Annotated in this window: 18 protein-coding genes; 13 read left to right on the top strand and 5 right to left on the bottom strand. The window is 68.0% G+C overall.

Translation table 11 applies throughout. The features are described from left to right. Positions 1 to 38: 38 nt before the first annotated feature. Positions 39 to 734 (bottom strand): endonuclease NucS, encoded by a 696-nt coding sequence (gene nucS, locus AC4EEV_RS03320; protein ID WP_026264238.1) that lies wholly within the window; start codon positions 732 to 734, stop codon positions 39 to 41. A gap of 103 nt (positions 735 to 837) precedes the next feature. Between nucS and AC4EEV_RS03315 the strand changes: the two genes are divergently transcribed. Continuing rightward, a complete protein-coding gene (locus AC4EEV_RS03315) occupies positions 838 to 1,185 on the top strand; it encodes an Rv1322 family protein (RefSeq protein WP_491330142.1) in 348 nt (115 codons plus the stop codon). Between the two features lie 73 nt (positions 1,186 to 1,258). Continuing rightward, positions 1,259 to 2,056: an alpha/beta hydrolase gene (locus tag AC4EEV_RS03310; RefSeq protein ID WP_491330141.1), complete on the top strand. Its 798-nt coding sequence runs from the start codon at positions 1,259 to 1,261 to the stop codon at positions 2,054 to 2,056. 44 nt (positions 2,057 to 2,100) lie between these two features. Here AC4EEV_RS03310 and AC4EEV_RS03305 read toward each other — a convergent pair whose 3' ends face one another. Further along, positions 2,101 to 3,405, bottom strand: a complete 1,305-nt coding sequence (locus AC4EEV_RS03305) for an AI-2E family transporter (RefSeq protein WP_491330140.1) — start codon at positions 3,403 to 3,405, stop codon at positions 2,101 to 2,103. Between the two features lie 234 nt (positions 3,406 to 3,639). On the opposite strand from AC4EEV_RS03305, the gene AC4EEV_RS03300 reads away from it, so the two are divergent. From AC4EEV_RS03300 to AC4EEV_RS03285, 4 genes are read left to right on the top strand one after another with little or no spacing between them, the layout of a single operon-like run. Beyond that, on the top strand, positions 3,640 to 5,298 hold the full coding sequence (locus AC4EEV_RS03300; protein WP_018760108.1) for a DUF8094 domain-containing protein: 1,659 nt from the start codon (positions 3,640 to 3,642) through the stop codon (positions 5,296 to 5,298). 52 nt (positions 5,299 to 5,350) lie between these two features. Further along, positions 5,351 to 6,355: a co-chaperone YbbN gene (locus AC4EEV_RS03295; RefSeq protein ID WP_491330139.1), complete on the top strand. Its 1,005-nt coding sequence runs from the start codon at positions 5,351 to 5,353 to the stop codon at positions 6,353 to 6,355. After that, positions 6,355 to 7,452, top strand: coding sequence for an NADH:flavin oxidoreductase/NADH oxidase (locus AC4EEV_RS03290; RefSeq protein ID WP_491330138.1), 1,098 nt, complete (start codon positions 6,355 to 6,357; stop codon positions 7,450 to 7,452). The genes AC4EEV_RS03295 and AC4EEV_RS03290 overlap by 1 nt, the downstream gene beginning before the upstream one ends. A gap of 15 nt (positions 7,453 to 7,467) precedes the next feature. Further along, positions 7,468 to 7,746, top strand: a complete 279-nt coding sequence (locus AC4EEV_RS03285) for a DUF3253 domain-containing protein (RefSeq protein ID WP_018760105.1) — start codon at positions 7,468 to 7,470, stop codon at positions 7,744 to 7,746. A gap of 21 nt (positions 7,747 to 7,767) precedes the next feature. On the opposite strand, the gene AC4EEV_RS03280 is transcribed toward AC4EEV_RS03285, so the two are convergent. After that, positions 7,768 to 9,645: a Na+/H+ antiporter gene (locus tag AC4EEV_RS03280; RefSeq protein ID WP_491330137.1), complete on the bottom strand. Its 1,878-nt coding sequence runs from the start codon at positions 9,643 to 9,645 to the stop codon at positions 7,768 to 7,770. Positions 9,646 to 9,697: 52 nt separating this feature from the next. Between AC4EEV_RS03280 and AC4EEV_RS03275 the strand changes: the two genes are divergently transcribed. The 5 genes from AC4EEV_RS03275 to AC4EEV_RS03255 all read left to right on the top strand — a co-directional run bounded on the left by AC4EEV_RS03275 (position 9,698) and on the right by AC4EEV_RS03255 (position 15,069). After that, entirely contained in the window at positions 9,698 to 10,492 is a 795-nt protein-coding gene (locus AC4EEV_RS03275; protein ID WP_491330136.1) for an ABC transporter ATP-binding protein, read from the top strand. Continuing rightward, complete coding sequence (locus AC4EEV_RS03270; protein ID WP_491330135.1) at positions 10,474 to 12,045, top strand: transporter; 1,572 nt, start codon at positions 10,474 to 10,476, stop codon at positions 12,043 to 12,045. The genes AC4EEV_RS03275 and AC4EEV_RS03270 overlap by 19 nt, the downstream gene beginning before the upstream one ends. Positions 12,046 to 12,064: 19 nt before the next feature. After that, complete coding sequence (gene nagB, locus AC4EEV_RS03265) at positions 12,065 to 12,844, top strand: glucosamine-6-phosphate deaminase (RefSeq protein ID WP_491330134.1); 780 nt, start codon at positions 12,065 to 12,067, stop codon at positions 12,842 to 12,844. A gap of 108 nt (positions 12,845 to 12,952) precedes the next feature. Beyond that, positions 12,953 to 13,291 (top strand): DUF3039 domain-containing protein, encoded by a 339-nt coding sequence (locus AC4EEV_RS03260; protein ID WP_018760100.1) that lies wholly within the window; start codon positions 12,953 to 12,955, stop codon positions 13,289 to 13,291. Beyond that, on the top strand, positions 13,291 to 15,069 hold the full coding sequence (locus AC4EEV_RS03255; RefSeq protein ID WP_491330133.1) for a DEAD/DEAH box helicase: 1,779 nt from the start codon (positions 13,291 to 13,293) through the stop codon (positions 15,067 to 15,069). The genes AC4EEV_RS03260 and AC4EEV_RS03255 overlap by 1 nt, the downstream gene beginning before the upstream one ends. A gap of 3 nt (positions 15,070 to 15,072) precedes the next feature. On the opposite strand, the gene AC4EEV_RS03250 is transcribed toward AC4EEV_RS03255, so the two are convergent. Both AC4EEV_RS03250 and AC4EEV_RS03245 read right to left on the bottom strand, forming a co-directional pair. Beyond that, positions 15,073 to 15,705 carry an isochorismatase family protein gene (locus AC4EEV_RS03250; RefSeq protein ID WP_133830892.1) on the bottom strand — a complete coding sequence of 211 codons (633 nt, stop codon included), beginning with the start codon at positions 15,703 to 15,705 and terminating at the stop codon, positions 15,073 to 15,075. A gap of 9 nt (positions 15,706 to 15,714) precedes the next feature. Next, the gene (locus tag AC4EEV_RS03245) at positions 15,715 to 17,043 is read right to left on the bottom strand and encodes a nicotinate phosphoribosyltransferase (RefSeq protein WP_026264234.1); all 1,329 of its coding nucleotides are present in this window, start codon (positions 17,041 to 17,043) and stop codon (positions 15,715 to 15,717) included. 90 nt (positions 17,044 to 17,133) lie between these two features. Between AC4EEV_RS03245 and clpS the strand changes: the two genes are divergently transcribed. After that, positions 17,134 to 17,517, top strand: coding sequence for an ATP-dependent Clp protease adapter ClpS (gene clpS / locus AC4EEV_RS03240; protein WP_018760096.1), 384 nt, complete (start codon positions 17,134 to 17,136; stop codon positions 17,515 to 17,517). Continuing rightward, positions 17,510 to 18,076 carry a DUF2017 domain-containing protein gene (locus tag AC4EEV_RS03235; RefSeq protein ID WP_285243917.1) on the top strand — a complete coding sequence of 189 codons (567 nt, stop codon included), beginning with the start codon at positions 17,510 to 17,512 and terminating at the stop codon, positions 18,074 to 18,076. Before clpS ends, AC4EEV_RS03235 begins: the two co-directional genes overlap by 8 nt. The last annotated feature ends 4 nt before the right edge of the window (positions 18,077 to 18,080 follow it).

Here is an 18,080-nt window from a genome sequence, read left to right as displayed (position 1 = left end):
GGCCGAGTATTAGGTGCCCAAAGCAACGGGCCGTCGGGTCAGAAAAGCCGGGATTCGCTGTCGTCCACCCCGCGCATGGCGTCATAGTCCAGCGTCACGCAGGCGATGCCGCGGTCATTGGCGAGCACCTTCGCCTGTGGCTTGATCTGCTGGGCCGCAAAGATGCCGCGGACCGGGGCCAGCAGGGGATCGCGGTTGAGCAGCTCCAGGTACCTCGTCAGCTGCTCCACACCGTCGATGTCGCCGCGCCGCTTCAGTTCCACGGCCACGGTGGCGCCATCGGCGTCCCGGGCCAGGATGTCCACCGGTCCGATCGCGGTGAAGTACTCGCGCCGGATCAGGGAATACCCCTCACCGAGTGTTTCTATCTGCTCGGCCAGGAGCCGCTGCAGGTCTGCTTCGACGCCGTCCTTGATCAGTCCCGGATCAACCCCGAGGTCGTGGGAGGACTCTGTGATCTTCTCGTGGATATTGATGATGAGCCGGTCGTCCGTCTTGGCCGACTGCACGGTCCATTGCTCCACCACGCCAAGTTCCAGGTCCACCTCATCGGGGGAGGAAACCCGCAGCGTGGCCGGCGGGCTCATCCAGTTCAGCGGCTTGTAGGAGCCGCCGTCCGAATGCACCAGCACCGAGCCGTCGGCCTTGACCAGCAGGAGCCTGGTGGCCAGGGGAAGGTGGGCTTTGAGCCGGCCAACGTAATCAACGGAGCAATGGGCTATGACGAGTCGCACGCCGTACAGACTACCGCGTGGAACCGTACGGGCCATGCCGACGACGGACGGCCGGGAGTGCGTGGAGGCGCGGGCCGGCGGGCGGCTGGGGCAGAATGGATGCATGCCGCGTTCGAACCGTCCCCGCCGTCCTGTATCCGGTAAGGGCGCTTCGGCCAGGGGAGCCGGGCGCAAGGGCCAGGAGGTCCCGGAACTTGACCTGGAACGGGCCCGGGCCGGCATCGCACGCCGGGAGAGCGCCCCGGACGGCGAATGGATGGTCCGCACCATGACCGCTAAAAACGCGGAGAAAACCTACATTTGCCCGGAGTGCTCCACGGCCGTCCTGCCCGGCGTTGCGCACCTTGTGGTCTGGAAGGACGACCACCTCTTCGGGGCGGCGGCCGGCCTTGCCGAACGGCGGCACTGGCACGCCAACTGCTGGATGTCCCGCAGCTACCGGTACCGCTGACCGCGCGGGCGGCGCCGCCTGCGCACCCGGCCGTCCGGGCTTCGGCCACCCGTTGGTCGCTAAGCTGGAAACCATGACTTTTGATCCGGCGTCGTTCCACTTCACCCAAGCCCAGGGTCCCGCACCCATCCGTGCTTCCACGGTCCTGCCCGCCCGGCGGGAGAACATCGAGCTGCAGACCGCGGACGGCCACACCCTGGTGGGCGAACTGGCACTGCCCGAGAGCGGCCCGGTCATCGCCACGCTGATTACCCTCCACCCGCTGCCCACGCACGGCGGATTCATGGATTCCCACGTCTACCGCAAGGCCTCCTACCGCCTCCCGGCACTGGCCGGCATCGCCGTCCTTCGGTTCAACACCCGCGGCACGGCCTCACCCCGCGGCACCAGCAGCGGCGGATTCGAGGAAGGCATCGGGGAACGGTACGACGTCGAGGCGGCCGTACGTTTCGCCGTCGACCGCGGGCTGCCCAACCGGTGGCTGGTGGGCTGGTCCTTTGGAACGGAACTGGCGCTGATGTACGGCGCCGTGGAGCCGGTGGCCAGCCAGATTGAAGGTGCGATCCTGCTCTCGCCTCCGCTGCACCGGGCCACGGACAAGCACCTGCAGCAATGGGCCGAATCCGGCAAGCCCCTCACCGTCCTGGTGCCGGAGCACGATGACTTCCTCCAGCCGGCGGAGGCCGCCGGGCGCTTCAGCCTGGTGCCCCAGGCGGACGTCGTGGGCGTGGCCGGCGCCAAGCACCTGTGGGTGGGCGAGAAGTACGCCGCACGTGTCTTGAACGACATCGTCGCCCGGGTCAGTCCCGAGGGATCAGCAACGCCGCTTCCGCAGGAATGGGATGGCCCGACGGCGACCGCCGCGTCCTGAGGTCGCATCCAGGCGGTCCCGCCCCCGGATTGCGTCGGGGTCCGCTAGTGCTGGTCTTGGCGCGCGATATAGATTTCGCGGAGCAGGAGCAGCACGGCGGCCGCCGTGGGGATCGCAATCAGGGCGCCCAGGACTCCCAGCAGACTGCCGCCGGCGATGACCGAGATCACCGCCACGGCCCCCGGGACCGCCACTGCCTTCTGCATGATGCGCGGCGAGATGAAGTAGGCCTCGAACTGCAGGTAGGCGAAGTAGCAGATCGCATAGACCGCGGCTGTCTGCCAGCCCTGCGTGAGTGACACCAGGGTGACCACGATGCCCGCGATCATGCCGCCCACCAGTGGAATGAAGGCGAGCAGCACCACCACGAACGCCAGCAGCAAGGCGAACGGTACACCGACAATCGACATCACGATGAAGGCGAACGTGGCGTTGAGCAAGGCGACGCAGGCCTGGCCGATGACGTAGTTGCCCACCGAACGGGTGATTTCCTCCGAGAGGGCGGCCACCCGCTTCCGGCGGGATCGCGGTGCCAGGCGGTAGCCCCACTTTTTCATGGCCGGCAGCGCCGCCAGGAAATACAGGCTCAGCACCAGCACGATGAGGGTGCCGAAAAGGCTGTTGGCAAGGGTCGAACCAAATCCGACGACGCCGCCGAAGATGCCACCCATGGCTGCCGGATCGTTCACGAATTTGTTCAGTTCCTCGGTGATGCGGTCCCTGACCCCGAACTGGTCATCGACGCTGCGGAAGAAATCCGAATCCATGAAGCTGCGCACCCAGTCCGGTGCTTGGCGAACGATTTCGGAGACCTGCTCAACGATCGTGGGGATCAGGGTGGCGAAAAACCCGACGACGGCGCCCATCAGCACGGCCACTGAAACGAGGATTCCGGCGGGCCGGGGAATCTTCCGGTTCTCAAGCCAACCCACCACCGGTTCCAGGCCCAGGGCGATGAACAGCGCGGCAACAATCCAGAGCAGCAGCTGCGTGGTGTGGGATCCGATCCAATACACCAGCAGGGCCAGGCCCACACCGACTGTTCCCATGAATCCCATGTACAGCGGATGCTGGGGAGACATCCGCGGCCCGGGATGCCCGAACTGCGGCTCGTCCTCGTCGTCGTACTCCCGCTCGGGAGCCTGGCCGCTGAACTCCGGCGGCATCTCGAACCGAAGCCGGGGCTGGGCACCGGGCAGCGGCTGGCGGAGCCGGCGGACCACCTGGCCGAGGGCCGCTGCGGCGCCGCCCCGCCGTCGGGCCGCTGCCATGGCATGCGGAGGGACAGCCCTGCCCGGATCCCCGGAATTTTCGGCTGCCGGGGAGGACGGGTCCGTCTTGTCAGTCACTGGTTTTTGGGGCCTGTTCCGTGTGTGGCACCGCCTTCGCGGGCCGCTGTGATGATCATCGCAAACACTATCAGCAGGCTTGTCAGCACCAGCCGACGGCGCCGCCGGAGCACCTCCGGACTGCCCGCTTGAACCCCGGATTCGGGGTCCCTGGTAACAAAAAGGTTACTATTGAAGGTAAACCCCCGCTGATGATAGGTGTTTCCCTTGCGTTTAAAGACTGCAGCCGCACTTGTGCTGCTCGGCCTCCTGACACTTTTGGCCGGCATTGGCCAGAGAACCATCTGGGCTCCATCCGAGACTTTCACCGCGTCCTTGCCGGCCAACGCCGCCGCGGCCCCGCTGACTGTCATTGACCAGAAGCTGCGCACCTTGCACGGCGGAACCGTCAAGATCTCGGTCCAGGGCGACGGCAACTTCATGCTGGCAACGGGCCGGCCCGACGACGTCAGCGCGTGGGTCGGCAAGACCGCCCACAACACCATCAACGGGGTCTCCGAGGACGGAAAGTCCCTGCAGGTTGAGCATGCCGACGGCGACGCCACGGCGCCCAACCCGGCGGGCTCGGACCTCTGGGCATCCACCGAGAATGCCAGCGGTCAACTGGACTACACCTGGACTCCGCCGGCTGACGGCGACTGGAGCCTCCTGCTTGCCTCCGACGGCACCAAGGCGGCCCCGGCATCGGTGTCCATGACCTTCCCGAACGACACATCCACCCCGTGGGCCGTTCCGCTGATGGTCATCGGCGGATTGCTGATGGTGGGCGGCATTGTGCTGGCTTTGGTGTCCGCGCGGACCAAGGACGGCGAAGGCCGCGACGGCGGCAGCGGCTACGCCCGGCGGGCCCGCGCCCGTTCGCAGGCGCAGTCCACCACCAAGGCCACCATGGTCGCCGCAGGTGTGGCAGCGGTGGTCCTGGCGGGATCCGGCACCGCCGCACAGGCGGCAAGCCCCAGCCCGCAGCCGTCGGGCAGTGCGTCGTCACCGGCGGCCAAGGACGGCACCGGCTCTCCGGTCCTCCTCGAAGCCCAGTTCCGGCGCATCCTGGAGCAGGTCTCGAGCGCGACCGACGCAGGGGACGCCGCCAAGGATGCGGCGAAGCTTGCCGACCGCGTGGCCGGACCCGAGCTGGAGATCCGGACCCAGAACTACAAGATCCGTTCCCAGGTGGGATCCTACGAGCCCCGCATGCCTGTCCGCTCCACCAAGCTGCTGACCACCGTGATCACCAGCGACCGGGACTGGCCGCGGCAAGTGCTGGCCGTGACCCAGGGCGACGGCAACGTCGTGCCGCAAATCCTGACGCTGGTCCAGCAGTCCCCGCGGGAGAACTACAAGCTGATGGAGACCACCCCCCTCCAGCCGGGCACCACGTTCCCTAACATCAGCCGCGGAGGGACCGAGACGCTGGCCGCCTCGGACAAGACCGGACTGCTCTACAGCGGTGAGGAAGCAATGTCCGGCCTGGCGGACAGGCTCACGTCGGCGGACTCCCCGTTCAAGGACAAGCTGGTCGAGGGCCAGTCCTCGCCGTACATCGCCGACACCCTGTCCTACCAGGCAGAGGTGGTGAAGGCCGGCGAGAACGGCAACTTCTCCTTCACCCACAAGGTGGTGCCGGAAAGCACGGTGGTGTTCCGTACCTCCGACGGCGGGGCCCTCGTCCTGGGACGCATCAACTTCGGCTTCGAGGGCACCCCCAAGGCTGCCGGTGACAAGCTCAGCATCGGCGACGATGCGGCAGCCCTGGCCGGCGGCAAGGAAACCAGTACCGGCATGGTCTTGAGCTTCGCCGAATCCATGGCCGTCTACGTGCCGCCGGCAGGATCCTCGGACCCGATGAAGCTCGTCGCCGCAACCCGCGGCCTGGTAGGCGCCAGCTTCAAGTAGGCCCTCGACCGTATTACCACCGGCAGCGGCCGGAGTGGCTAGAGTGGGAAACATGAGTTCGCCAGCTTCCCGTCCAGTCCCTCCTGCCGCTGCCAGCCTGCTTAACCTGCGCGGCGCCGTCGACCTTTCCTCGCTGAAGCGGCCCGCAGCTCCCGCTGCGCCGTCCGGCCCGGCAGCTGGCTCGGGCCCGGCAGCCGGCTCGGGCCCGGCGCCCGGCCAGGAGGCGCCCGAAGGCGGAACGGAGCTCACGGTCAACGTCACCGAAGCGAACTTCCAGCAACTCGTTGAACTCTCCGCCCAGGTTCCGGTCGTATTTGCCCTGTGGGCTTCCTACTCACCGGAATCCGGCAGGATGCTGGAGACCCTCGAACGCGTGGTTGCCTCCTTCGGCGGCCGCCTGGTCCTGGGCGCCGCGGACATCGAAGCCTTCCCGCAGCTTGCCCAGGCCTTCCAGGTGCAGGCCGTCCCCACCGCTGTCGCCGTCCTCAAGGGGCAGCCGGTGCCGCTCTTCCAGGGCGCCGCTGACGAACAGCAGGTGCGCAGCCTGTTCGACGAGCTCCTCAAGGTGGCGGCCGCCAACGGTGTGACCGGAAGCCTCGACGGCGGTCCGGCGGGAGAGCAGGAACCCGCGCCGCTTCCGCCGCTGCACCAGGCAGCTTTCGATGCCATCGAAGCCGGCGACTACGCCGCCGCCGCGGAGGCTTACCGCCAGGCCTTGCGGGAAATGCCCTCGGACCACGAGGCCAAAGCCGGGCTGGCACAGGTGGAACTGATGGACCGGCTGCAGCCGCTGTCCGCCCAGGACAGCGAGGCCCTCCGCGCCCGGGCGGCGAACGAGCCGGATAACCTTGATGCGCAGCTGGCGGTGGCGGACCTGGACGTGGCGGGCGGCCATGTGGACGATGCCCTGAACCGCCTCGTTGCGTTCATCGGCAGGAACTTCGGCCCGGAACGGGAAACAGTCCGCGTCCGGCTGCTGGAACTGTTCGACGTCGTGGGCGCCGGAGACGAGCGCGTCGCCAAGGCGCGCCAGGCGCTCGCACGAGTGCTGTTCTAGTGCCTGCCCTGTTCCAGCCCCTGGCCTTGAGGTCGCTCCAGCTGCAGCACCGGGGCTGGGTATCGCCCATGTGCCAGTACAGCTGCGATCCCGACGACGGCCCGGGGGTTCCGAACGACTGGCACCTGGTGCACCTGGGGGCTTTTGCGACGGGCGGCGCGGCGCTGATCCTCACCGAAGCGGCAGCCGTGAACGCCGAGGGCCGGATCAGCCCCCGCGACGCCGGGCTGTACAACGACGAGCAGGCCGGAGCCTGGCAGCGGATCACCTCGTTCGTCCACCGGAACGGCGCCGCCGATGCCAAGATCGGCGTCCAGTTGGCCCACGCCGGACGGAAGGCGTCCACGTATTGGCCGTTCTCCGGCAAGCAGGGCAGTGTCCCGGCCTCGGATGGCGGCTGGCAGACCTTGGGCCCCTCCGAAACCGCCTTCGAAGGGTACGCCGCCCCTGCGGCCATGACCGTGGAGCACATCCGCGGTGTCATTTCCGACTTCGCCGCCGCGGCGGTCCGCGCCGTGGACGCTGGCTTTGACACCGTAGAGATCCACGCCGCGCACGGCTACCTTCTGCACCAGTTCCAGAGCCCGCTGATCAACAAACGCGACGACGAGTGGGGCGGTGACGAAGCCGGCCGGAACCGGCTGACCCTGGCGGTGATCGACTCCGTCCGTGCCGTCATTCCGGATTCCATGCCCTTGCTGCTCCGGATCTCGGCCACCGACTGGGCGCCCGGCGGGGTGGACCTGGCCGCTTCGGTCCGGTTGGCCCGAGAGGCCGCGGCCCGTGGCGTGGACCTGGTGGACGTCTCCAGCGGCGGGGCGGTCGCGCACCAGCAGATCAAACCGGGCCTGGGCTACCAGACAGGATTCTCCGCAGCCATCCGGCAGGAGGCGCACGTGGCCACGGGGGCGGTGGGACTCCTGACCACCCCTGGCCAGGCCGAGCATGCCATTGCCACCGGACAGGCAGACGGGGTCTTTATCGCCCGGGCGGCCCTCCGGGACCCGCACTGGTGGCTGCGCGCGGCCTTCGAACTCGGCTACGACATTACGTGGCCGCCGCAGTACGAGCGCGCCGTGCCGCGGCGTTCCTTCTGACGGCCGCCTGAGCCCATGGACAACCGGCAGCCGGACCACAGCCTGTCTTCCGCTGACCGCGCGCTTGAAGCCGGCATCCTTGAGCTGCTGGCGTCACGCGCCGCGACGTCCAGCATCTGCCCGTCCGACGCCGCCCGCGCGGTGGGCGGGGCCGACTGGCGGGGACTGATGGAGGCCGCGCGCCAGGCCGCCCGCCGGCTGGTGGAAGCGGGAGAGGTGGAGGTCACCCAAGGCGGTGCCGTCGTGGATCCGGCGTCAGCCAAGGGCCCTATCCGCATCCGCAGGGCCCGGTAAGCGCAACGCACCGGTACGGGGTCAGCCCAGCAGGTCATCCACATAGCACCAGCGCCACTGTTCGCCGGGTTCGATGCTCCGCATGACGGGGTGCCCGGTTTCCTTGAAGTGGCGGCTGGCGTGCCGTCCGGCGGACGAGTCGCAGCAGCCCACCTGGCCGCATGCCAGGCACATGCGCAGATGCACCGGTGTGGTCCCCTCCCGTTCACAACCCGCACAGGCAGGGTTGTCGGGGACCGGGGACAGCATGGCCGCCGTCAGGTGGTCGCAAACGCCCCCGGGTTGGGCCAATCCCTCGCCGCCGCCGGCGTCAGTGGCGGAATCGAGCTCGTTGAGGGACGCGTCCAGCATGGACTCTTCGATGTCCAGCCGTTCGAGGACCTCGCTGAGGACTTCGTGGGCGAAGTCCCCGCCGCGGCGCAGTTCCAGGACCTTGTCCCGTTCGGCTTCCAGCATGGCCATCCGCAGCTGGGCGTAGCGCTGGCTGGGCGTGGTGGACTCCGCCCCCGGCCGGCCCAGGCGTTCCCAGGCGGCCAGGCCCCGCTCCTGCGTCCGGCGCCGCAACATGTCCATGACCTCCGGGGGATCGCTCTCGCGCCGCAGCTGGTCCAGGCGTTCCATTCCCGCGGCGGTGGCCAGCTGCATCAGTGAGGCCTGGTTCAAGGCATCCTCCCGCCTGTCCGGTCCGGGCAGGCCCAGGGCCCGGACCAGGGCAGGCAGCGTGAATCCCTGCAGCACCAGGGTGCCGGCCACTACCACCATGGCGGCCAGGACCAGCACGTTGCGGTGCTCCAGGTCATCGGGCAGCGTCAGGACGGCGGCCAGCGTGACCACACCGCGCATGCCCGCCCAGGACACGATGGCCGGAAATTGCCAGGGCGGCGCCGGGTCCGCCCGCCGTACAGAGGGGATCAGGCGCGGCAGGTAGGTGGCGGGGAAGACCCAGACCGGGCGCAGCACCAGGACGGCCAGCAGGATCACGGCGCAGCCGAGCCACACGCGGCCGGCACCCAGGGAGTCGTCCTGGACGCTGTCGACAATGGTCCGGACCTGCAACCCGATCAGCAGGAACACCGCGTTCTCCAGGAGGAACTGCACGGTGTCCCAGTTGCTCCGGGCACTTTGCCGGGCTGCACCGTTGGGCATCGAGGGTGCTTTGGTGCCCATGACCAGGCCGGCGACGACGACGGCGAGCACCCCTGATGCGTGGATGGCTTCGGCCGGGAGGAACGCAACGAACGGAGCCATCAGTGACGCCGAGGTGTTGATGGCGACGTTGCTGATCCGTTTCCGGATTTCGGTGAGGACGTACGCGGCGGCGAGGCCCACCACCAGTCCGCCGCCGGCGGCCAGCACGAACCCTCCGGCCACGTCCAGGGCTGAGACGGAGCCGGCGATGGCCGCGACGGCGGCCCGGAGGCAGACCAGCGCGGTGGCGTCGTTGAGCAGCGATTCGCCTTCGAGGATGTTGACGATCCGCCGGGGCATGCCCACCTTCCTGGCGATGGCGGTGGCGGCCACCGCGTCCGGGGGTGCCACCACCGCGCCCAGCGCAATGGCGGCGGCCAACGGGATCTCCGGGAACAGCAACCACACCACCAGCCCGACGGCCAGGGTGCCGAAGATGACATACCCCACGGACAGGAGGCCAATGGACCGGCGGTTCGATGTGAAGTCGAACAGTGATGTCCGGAACGCCGCCGCATACAGCAGTGGAGGCAGCAGGCCCACCAGCACCAGTTCGGGATTCAGCTCAACGGGGGGAATGAAAGGCAGAAACGAGCCCGCCACGCCGGCCAGGACCAGCAGCAGCGGCACGGGGATATTGAATCTGCGGCCGATGGCGCTGGCGGCGCACACCACAGCAACGATGACCAGCAGGCCCAGCGCAATGTCCATGACGATAGTCTCCCACCCCGCACAGCGCGCTTCCGCGGGCTAGGCTGGCACCATGACTGCTCCGCTCCCTGACCAGGCGTCGAATTCCGGGCCCATCCCGGCCCTGTCCATCCGCGGGCTGGCCAAGAGGTTCGGCGGAAAGATCGCGGTGGACGGCATCAGCCTGGAGGTTCCGGCCGGCTCATTCTTTGGCATCGTGGGTCCCAACGGTGCGGGCAAAACCACAACCTTGTCCATGGCCACGGGGCTGTTGCGCCCTGACTTTGGCACCGCCGTGGTCCATGGGGTGGATGTCTGGCAGCATCCGCTGGAGGCAAAGCGCTTGATGGGAATCCTGCCCGACGGTGTCCGCCTCTTCGACCGGCTCACCGGCGAACAACTCATTACCTACGCCGGGTTGCTGCGCGGCATGGACAAGGCCGTGGTGGCGGCCCGGGTGGCGGATCTCCTCGCGGCAATGGACCTGGCCCAGGACGGCGGGACGTTGGTGGTGGACTATTCCGCCGGCATGACCAAGAAGATCGCCCTTGCCTCCGCCATGATCCATGCCCCGCGGCTCCTGGTCCTGGACGAACCATTCGAAGCAGTGGACCCGGTCTCCGCCGCTAACATCCGCTCCATCCTGGACCGGTACGTCGCTTCCGGGGGCACCGTCATCGTGTCCAGCCATGTGATGGACCTGGTGCAGCGCATGTGCGACCACGTGGCCGTCGTGGCCCGCGGCCGGGTCCTGGCCGCGGGGACGGTTGACGAGGTCCGTGCCGGTGCTTCCCTGGAGGACCGGTTCGTGCAGCTCGTGGGCGGCCACAGCCACACGGAAGGGCTCGAATGGTTGCGCACCTTCTGAGGCTCAAGCTCACGCTGCTGCGAAACGGACTGCGCCGCAGCCCCTGGCAGCTGGTGGGTATGGCCATCGCGGGGATCTATGCGCTGGGCCTGGTGGCCATGCTCGTCATCGCCCTGGTCCTGCTGCGGAACGCCGGCACCGGAACCGCCCACACAGCCGTGGTGCTGGGCGGTTCTGCCGCCGTGCTCGGCTGGGGCGTCATCCCGGTGGTGGCCTCCGCCACGGACATGACCTTGGATCCGGCACGCTTCACGACCTTCGCCATTCCCATGAGGCAGCTGCTGGCAGGCCTTGCCCTTGGTGGCCTCATCGGTATTCCGGGCCTTGCCACCACCCTGGTCGCCCTGGCCACGGTAGCCACCTGGTCCCGCGGTGTCCTGCCCGCGCTGGCGGCCCTCGTGGGCGCGTGCCTGGGAGTCATGACGTGCGTCGTGCTGGCAAAGGTTGTCACCACCGCCACGGCGGGCCTCGCCGCGTCCCGGCGGTTCAAGGACATCAGCGCCATCGCCTTCATGGTTCCCCTGGTGCTGCTCGGTCCCATCGTGGCGGCCGTCGGCCGCGGGGTGTCGGCCTCCACGGGGTTCCTGCCGGATGTCGCCGGGACCCTGTCCTGGACCCCGCTGGGCGCGCCATGGGCGCTCGGCGGTGACGTCGCTGCCGGCCGGCCGGCTGCGGCTGCCGTGAAACTGCTGGTGTCGGTGGCGGTCCTGGCCGGCCTGGCCTGGTGCTGGAAGCTGCTGCTGGAAAGGGCCCTCGTCACGCCGCCGTACACCGGTGCCGGCAAACGGAAAGGCGGCCGCCTTGGGCTGCTCGGGGTCCTTCCGCCCACCCCGGCAGGCGCCGTGATGGCGAGGTCACTGACCTACTGGCTCCGGGACCCGCGGTATTCCGGTTCGCTCGTGGTGATCCCTCTGCTTCCCGTGATCATGCTGTTCCAGGGTGCGCAGACAGGCCACTACGGGGGCGTGGCCTTCCTTGCCCCGGTCTCGGCGTTCATCCTTGCCTGGTCCATCTCCGCCGACGTGTCCTACGACAACACCGCGTTCGCCCTGCACGTGGCCACCGGGGTCCGCGGCGTGGCGGACCGGCTGGGCCGGTCCCTCGCGTGCCTTGCCTTCGCCCTGCCGGTGGTCCTGGTGTTCGCGGTGGGGGCTGCGGCGCTGACCCGCGACTGGGCTGCGTTGCCCGGCCAGCTGGGGCTTAGTTTGGGGATCCTGTTCAGCGGCCTTGGCTTGTCTTCGGTGGTGTCTGCCCGGTACACAGTCACGGTTCCGCTGCCCGGCGACAGCCCGTTCAAGAAGCCGCCCGGGAACGTCGGCCAGACCCTCGCCGTGCAGTTTGTGGGGATGCTGGTCCTGCTGGTCCTGGTACTCCCCGAGGCAGCCCTGCTGGTGGCACAGGCCGTGACGGGCAGCGCCTTGTTCGGGTGGATCAACCTGGCCGTCGGCCTCCTCCTGGGCCTGGTCCTTTTCGCGGCCGGTGTCCGCCTGGGCGGCAAATGGCTTGACGCCAGGGGCCCGGAACTCCTGGCACAGGTTTCCGTCAACCGCTGACAACCCCGGAGGGAAGAGCATGGAAGTCGTCATCCTCGGCACCGGCAGGCAATCCGGAAGGCTCGCGGCCGACGCCATCGAGAAACTGGTCCGGCGCAAACCCGATGCGGTACTTGGCCTCGCCACCGGGTCCTCACCGCTGCCGGTCTATGACGAACTCGCAGCCCGGCACCAGCAGGGCCTGGACTTCAGCAGGACTTCCGGGTTCGCGCTGGACGAATACGTGGGCCTGCCCGCCGGGCACGCTGAGTCCTACCGGGAGGTGATCCGCCGGGAATTCACCAACCGGGTGAACATCGCGCCGGAAAACGTCCACGGACCGGACGGAACCGCCGAGGATATCCCGGCAGCCTGCGCCGCGTATGAGCGAGCCATCGCCGCGGCCGGTGGTGTGGACCTGCAGCTGCTGGGCGTGGGCACCGACGGCCACATCGGTTTCAACGAACCGGGCTCGTCCTTTGCCTCACGGACCAGGATCAAAAGCCTGATCGAACAGACACGCCGGGACAACGCCAGGTTCTTCAACAGCCTCGCCGAGGTCCCGCACCACGTACTCACCCAGGGCCTGGGCACCATCATGGCAGCACGGCATGTGATCCTTCTCGCCACCGGCGCGCAAAAGGCCAAAGCCGTCCGCGACTTCGTGGAAGGCCCGGTGGCGGCCATCTGCCCGGCCTCGATCCTGCAGTTCCACCCCCATGCCACGGTCCTGCTGGACGAGGCCGCGGCATCCGCCCTGAAACTCGCGGATTTCTATCGCCACACCTATGAGAACAAGCCCGGCTGGCAAGGCTTGTAGGCGATGTACCGGCCGTCGCGTGCGTCCCTGAACGCGACGACGGCGGCCCCTGCCGCACCCCGGCGCGGGCGTGCCGCCGTCGAACGCCCGGCCACCGGAAAGGCTAAGATGGATGCCATGACTAGCATGACGGACCCTCTCGAAAACGACCCGATGCGTGAGCTTTCCGGGGCTGGAACGTCCACGGCCACCATCGAGCGCGAGGAACTGCGCCAAGAGGTGGAACCGGGCGACCGGGAGCGCTTTGCCCACTATGTGCGCAAGGAAAAGATCATGGAGTCGGCTTTGACGGGCGAGCCCGTCATCGCGCTGTGCGGCAAAGTGTGGACGCCGGGCCGGGACCCGCAGAAATTCCCGGTGTGCCCTGAGTGCAAGGAAGTCTATGAGGGCCTCCGGCCGGGCAACGACGGCGGGAAGGGTCCGGGCGACTCGGGCAACAATAAGTAGTGACGGAGACGCTCTTTGGCGGCCCCACCCTGCCTCCGGCTTATCCGGAACGTGCAGCCTGGGGAACCGCGCCCAAACTCCGTGCCTGGCAGCAGGAAGCACTCGACCTCTACCTGGCGAAAAGTCCCCGCGACTTCCTTGCGGTGGCAACCCCCGGCGCCGGTAAGACCACCTTCGCGCTCCGGATTGCCTCGACGCTGATCGATTCCGGTGCCGTGAACCGGGTGACCATCGTGGCGCCCACCGACCACCTGAAGCGGCAGTGGGCTGACGCCGCCGCCAAGGTGGGCATCGCCATCGATCCCAACTTCAAGAACTCCGACGGCCAGCACGGCCGCGGATTCATCGGTGTTGCGGTTACGTATGCGCAGGTGGCCAGCAAGCCCTTGCTGCACCGCGCCAAGACCGAGGCCGCCCGGACGCTGGTGATCCTCGACGAGATCCACCACGGCGGCGAAGCCCTGTCCTGGGGCGATGGCCTCCGCGAGGCCTTCGATCCGGCGGTGCGGCGGCTGTCCCTGACCGGAACCCCGTTCCGTTCGGACACCTCGCCCATCCCGTTCGTGGAGTATGCGGAGGACCGGGAAGGCATCCGCCGCTCCAAGGCGGACTACACCTACGGTTACGGCAACGCCCTGCGCGACCACGTGGTCCGGCCGGTGATGTTCATGGCCTACTCCGGCCAGATGCGCTGGCGCACCAGCGCGGGCGAAGAGATGGCCGCCTCGCTCGGGGAGGCGGCCGTCACCAAGGACATCACCAGCCACGCCTGGCGAACCGCGCTGAATCCGGCGGGGGAGTGGATCCCCGCTGTTCTGGCCGGCGCGGACAAGCGGCTCAGCGAAGTCCGGCGCACCGTACCGGACGCCGGCGGCCTGGTCATCGCCACGGACCATGAAGATGCGCGTGCCTACGCGGGGCAGCTGAAGAAGATCACCGGTGAATCGCCCACCGTCATCCTGTCGGACGATGCCAAGGCCTCCAGCAAGATCGAGGAATTCTCCGCCGGCGAGAAGCGCTGGATGGTTGCGGTCCGCATGGTGTCCGAAGGCGTGGACGTGCCCCGGCTCTCCGTGGGCGTCTACGCAACGTCCACCTCCACCCCGTTGTTCTTCGCCCAGGCCGTGGGACGTTTCGTGCGTGCCCGCAAGAGGGGCGAAACGGCGTCGGTCTTCCTGCCGTCCGTGCCGCAGCTGATGGCGCTGGCCAACTCCATGGAAATGGAACGCGACCACGCGCTGGACCGGCCGGAAAAAGAGGACGGCGACGGACTCTTCAACCCCGAAGACTCGCTGATCGAGGAGGCCAACCGGGAAGAAAAGGCCTCCGACAGCCTCACCAAGGGCAAGTTCGAGGCACTTGACTCGCAGGCCTCCTTCGACCGGGTCCTCTTTGACGGCGGCGAGTTCGGCACCGGCGGCGAGGTAGGGTCCGACGACGAAATGGACTTCCTGGGAATTCCGGGCCTGCTGGACGCAGAGCAGGTGGGGACGCTCCTGCGCCAGCGCCAGCACGAACAACTGAACCGGAAGAACCGGAAGGCCCCAACCGCCGAAAGCCAGGTTCCCGCCGTCCCTGACCACCGGATGCTGATGGACCTGCGCAACGAGCTGGCCAAGAACGTGGCGGCGTGGGCCGCCCGGACGGGCACCCCGCACGGCGTGGTCCATACCAAGCTGCGCACCGTGTGCGGCGGCCCCCCGGTGGCACAGGCCAACGAGGAACAGCTGCAGTCCAGGCTCCGGAAGCTCCAGGACTGGTTCATCGGCCGTAAATAGGCCTCAGGCGATATCCACGCCGCCGAGTTCCATTTCGGCTACGGCGTCTTCGAGGTCGGCGGCAATCCCTGCCGTCAGGGACCGCACCACGGTGACGCCGTAGCCCGCCTGGACCGCGTCCAGCGAGGTGGCCTTCACGCAGTAGTCGGTGGCGATGCCCACCACCACCACGTCTTCGACGTCATGGCTCTGCAGCCAGTCATCGAGCCCGATCGCGTCCTCGTCCACTCCCGACGCGTCCAGGGATCCGGCCATTGCGCCGGCCTGGCGCTCCCCGGTGGGAACGGCGTCCTCGGGAGCCAACAGGCCCTCGAAACCCGAATACGCGGCCGCGAACTGGCCCTTCCGGAAGTACGCGTCGATGTACTCGGTGTCCAGGTCCGGGTGCAGTTCGGCGCCACGGGTTCCGGCCACGCAGTGCCGGGGCCAGCTGTCAACAAAATCGGGCGTGTCGGAGAAATGGCTGCCCGGATCGATGTGCCAGTCCTGGGTGGCCACCACGAAGTCGAATTCGTTGTGGTGGGCGTCCAGGTACTCGCTGATGGCGCCGGCCACGGCCGCACCACCGTCCACGGCGAGCGAGCCGCCCTCGCAGAAATCGTTCTGGACATCGACGATGATCAGTGCGCGGGACATCCGTCCTCCTCAGTGGTCTTCATAGAACGTGGGAATGGCGGGCTCGCCCCGCTGAAGGCGGTTCACCACCGGGGGGAGCTCCGCCATGGAATCGGCGTGCCGCTGCCGTGCGCGGACCACGCCTTCGTGCCCGGTCCATCCCGGTAGCAGTTCGCCGTTCTTCATGAACTGCTGCAGCAGCGGCCGGTCGTTGCCGTCATCCTCCGGCCGGTGGCCCACCCCCACAACCTCGGCCGTGGCGGTGCCGCGCTCGTCCAGTTTCCGCAACGCATACTTCCGGCCGCCCACGCTGGCCTTGTTCTTGGCCGCCTTGGCCACGGAGACGAAGTTTCCGGCGTCGTCCGTCCTGCTGACCAGCTTGTAGACCATGCTGGCCGTGGGAGCCCCGGAGCCGGTGACCAGTGAGGTCCCCACGCCGTAGGAATCAACGGGCGCGGACTGCAGCGCAGCGATGGCGTACTCATCAAGGTCCGACGTGACCACGATCTTCGTGTGCTCGTTACCGAGGTCGTCGAGCAGCCGGCGTACCCACTGTGCCTGGGCGACGAGGTCGCCGGAGTCCAGCCGGACCGCGCCCAGCCGTGGCCCTGCCAGGTCCACTGCCGTGCGGACTGCCTTCTCGACGTCGTATGTGTCCACCAACAGGGACGTGCCTTCGCCCAGCGACGCGATCTGGGCCTCGAAAGCCGCCCGCTCGTTATCGTGCAGCAGCGTGAACGAGTGCGCGGCCGTACCCACCGTGCGGATGCCGTAGCGTGCGCCCGCTTCCAGGTTGGAGGTGCTGTCAAAGCCGGCGATCACGGCAGCCCGCGCGGCGGACGCCGCAGCCTCCTCGTGCGTCCGGCGCGAACCCATTTCGATGCACGGCCGGCCGCCGGCCGCGCTGACCATCCGGGACGCTGCGGAGGCAATGGCGCTGTCGTGGTTAAGGACGGAGAGCAGGTATGTCTCGAGCATGCACGCCTCGGCGAAGGAGGCCTCGACGATCAGGATGGGGGAGTTCGGGAAGTAGGCTTCGCCCTCCGCGTAGCCCCAGATGTCCCCGGAGAACCTGTAGTTGGCCAGGTACTCCAGGGTTTCCCGGTTGACCACCCTGGTACGTTCCAGGAAGTCCAGCTCAGCCTCGCCGAACCGGAAGCTTGCGATGCCCTCCAGCAGGCGGCCGGTACCCGCCACAATTCCGTAGCGCCGGCCGTCCGGCAGCCGCCGGGCGAAGGCCTCGAACACCGATTTGCGGTGCGCCGCTCCCGAATGGAGGGACGCCTGCAGCATGGTCAGCTCGTAATGGTCGGTGTAAAAGGACGTGCGGGGATGGTCCCAGCCGGCGGAGGTGCTCACGAAAGTCACTCTAGTCCCCACCGGCTCCCTCGTCTCGCTTCGCTTCGCCGTGGGCCCTCGCCGGTGTGGGCCCACCCATAGAATGGACAGATGACCATAAGCGTTGCGCCCGGCCCCGATACACGGGAGGGCGTCCGGACCGGCACAGCGGAGTCCACCGACTCCCTCACCGCTCCGGACATCCCCTGGAACCTGGTGATCTGGAACGATCCCGTCAATCTCATGAGCTACGTAAGCTACGTCTTCCAAAGCTACTTCGGCTACTCCGAGACCAAAGCCAACAAGCTCATGATGGAGGTCCACAAGAAGGGCCGCTCGATCGTGGCCGCAGGCAGCAAGGAACAGGTGGAACGCCACGCGGTGGCGATGCACGGGTTCGGGTTGTGGGCCACGGTGGAAAAGGCCAGCGGCGGCCACGGCGGCAAAACCGGGAAGTCCGGCGGTCCGGGCCAGGGTAAGGGGAAGCGTGGCTAAGGCATTCAAATACGGCCTCAAGGGCATCACCGGGTTCCTGGAACCTGCCGAACGGGACCTGCTGCGCAGCCTGATCGATGACGTCATCTCCATGCTCCAGCCGGAGGAACGCGACGGACAGGACCCGCTGGCTGCCCTCATTGGCCTGGACATGGACGTTGCCGAACCTACGGACCGCGCGGTCAAGCGGCTCCTTCCCAACATCTCGAAGAACGACGACGCCGCGTCCCTGGAGTTCCGCCAGCTCACCGAGCGCTCGCTGCGGGAAACAAAAATCGGGGCGCTCCGTGCGGCGGCGCTGGACCTGGACAAGGATGAGATCGTCCTGACGCCGGAGGGGGCAAAGTACTGGTCCATGGCGCTCAATGACGTCCGGCTCGTCCTGGCAGAGCGGCTGGACATCCGCGACGAGGCCGACGCCGAACACGTCCACCGCATGCAGGACTGGTCCCAGGCCGAGGATGTGGAAAGCTACCTGGCCCTGGTTTACAACTTCACCACGTGGCTTCAAGAGTCCGTGGTCCAGGCCATGCTGCAGTCCCTGGAAACCCGCCGGTGAGCTG

The organism is Pseudarthrobacter sp. MOO14 (genome assembly GCF_058267675.1).
The sequence above is the reverse complement of the archived record's forward strand: the minus strand, read 5'-3'. Positions and strand labels throughout refer to the sequence as shown.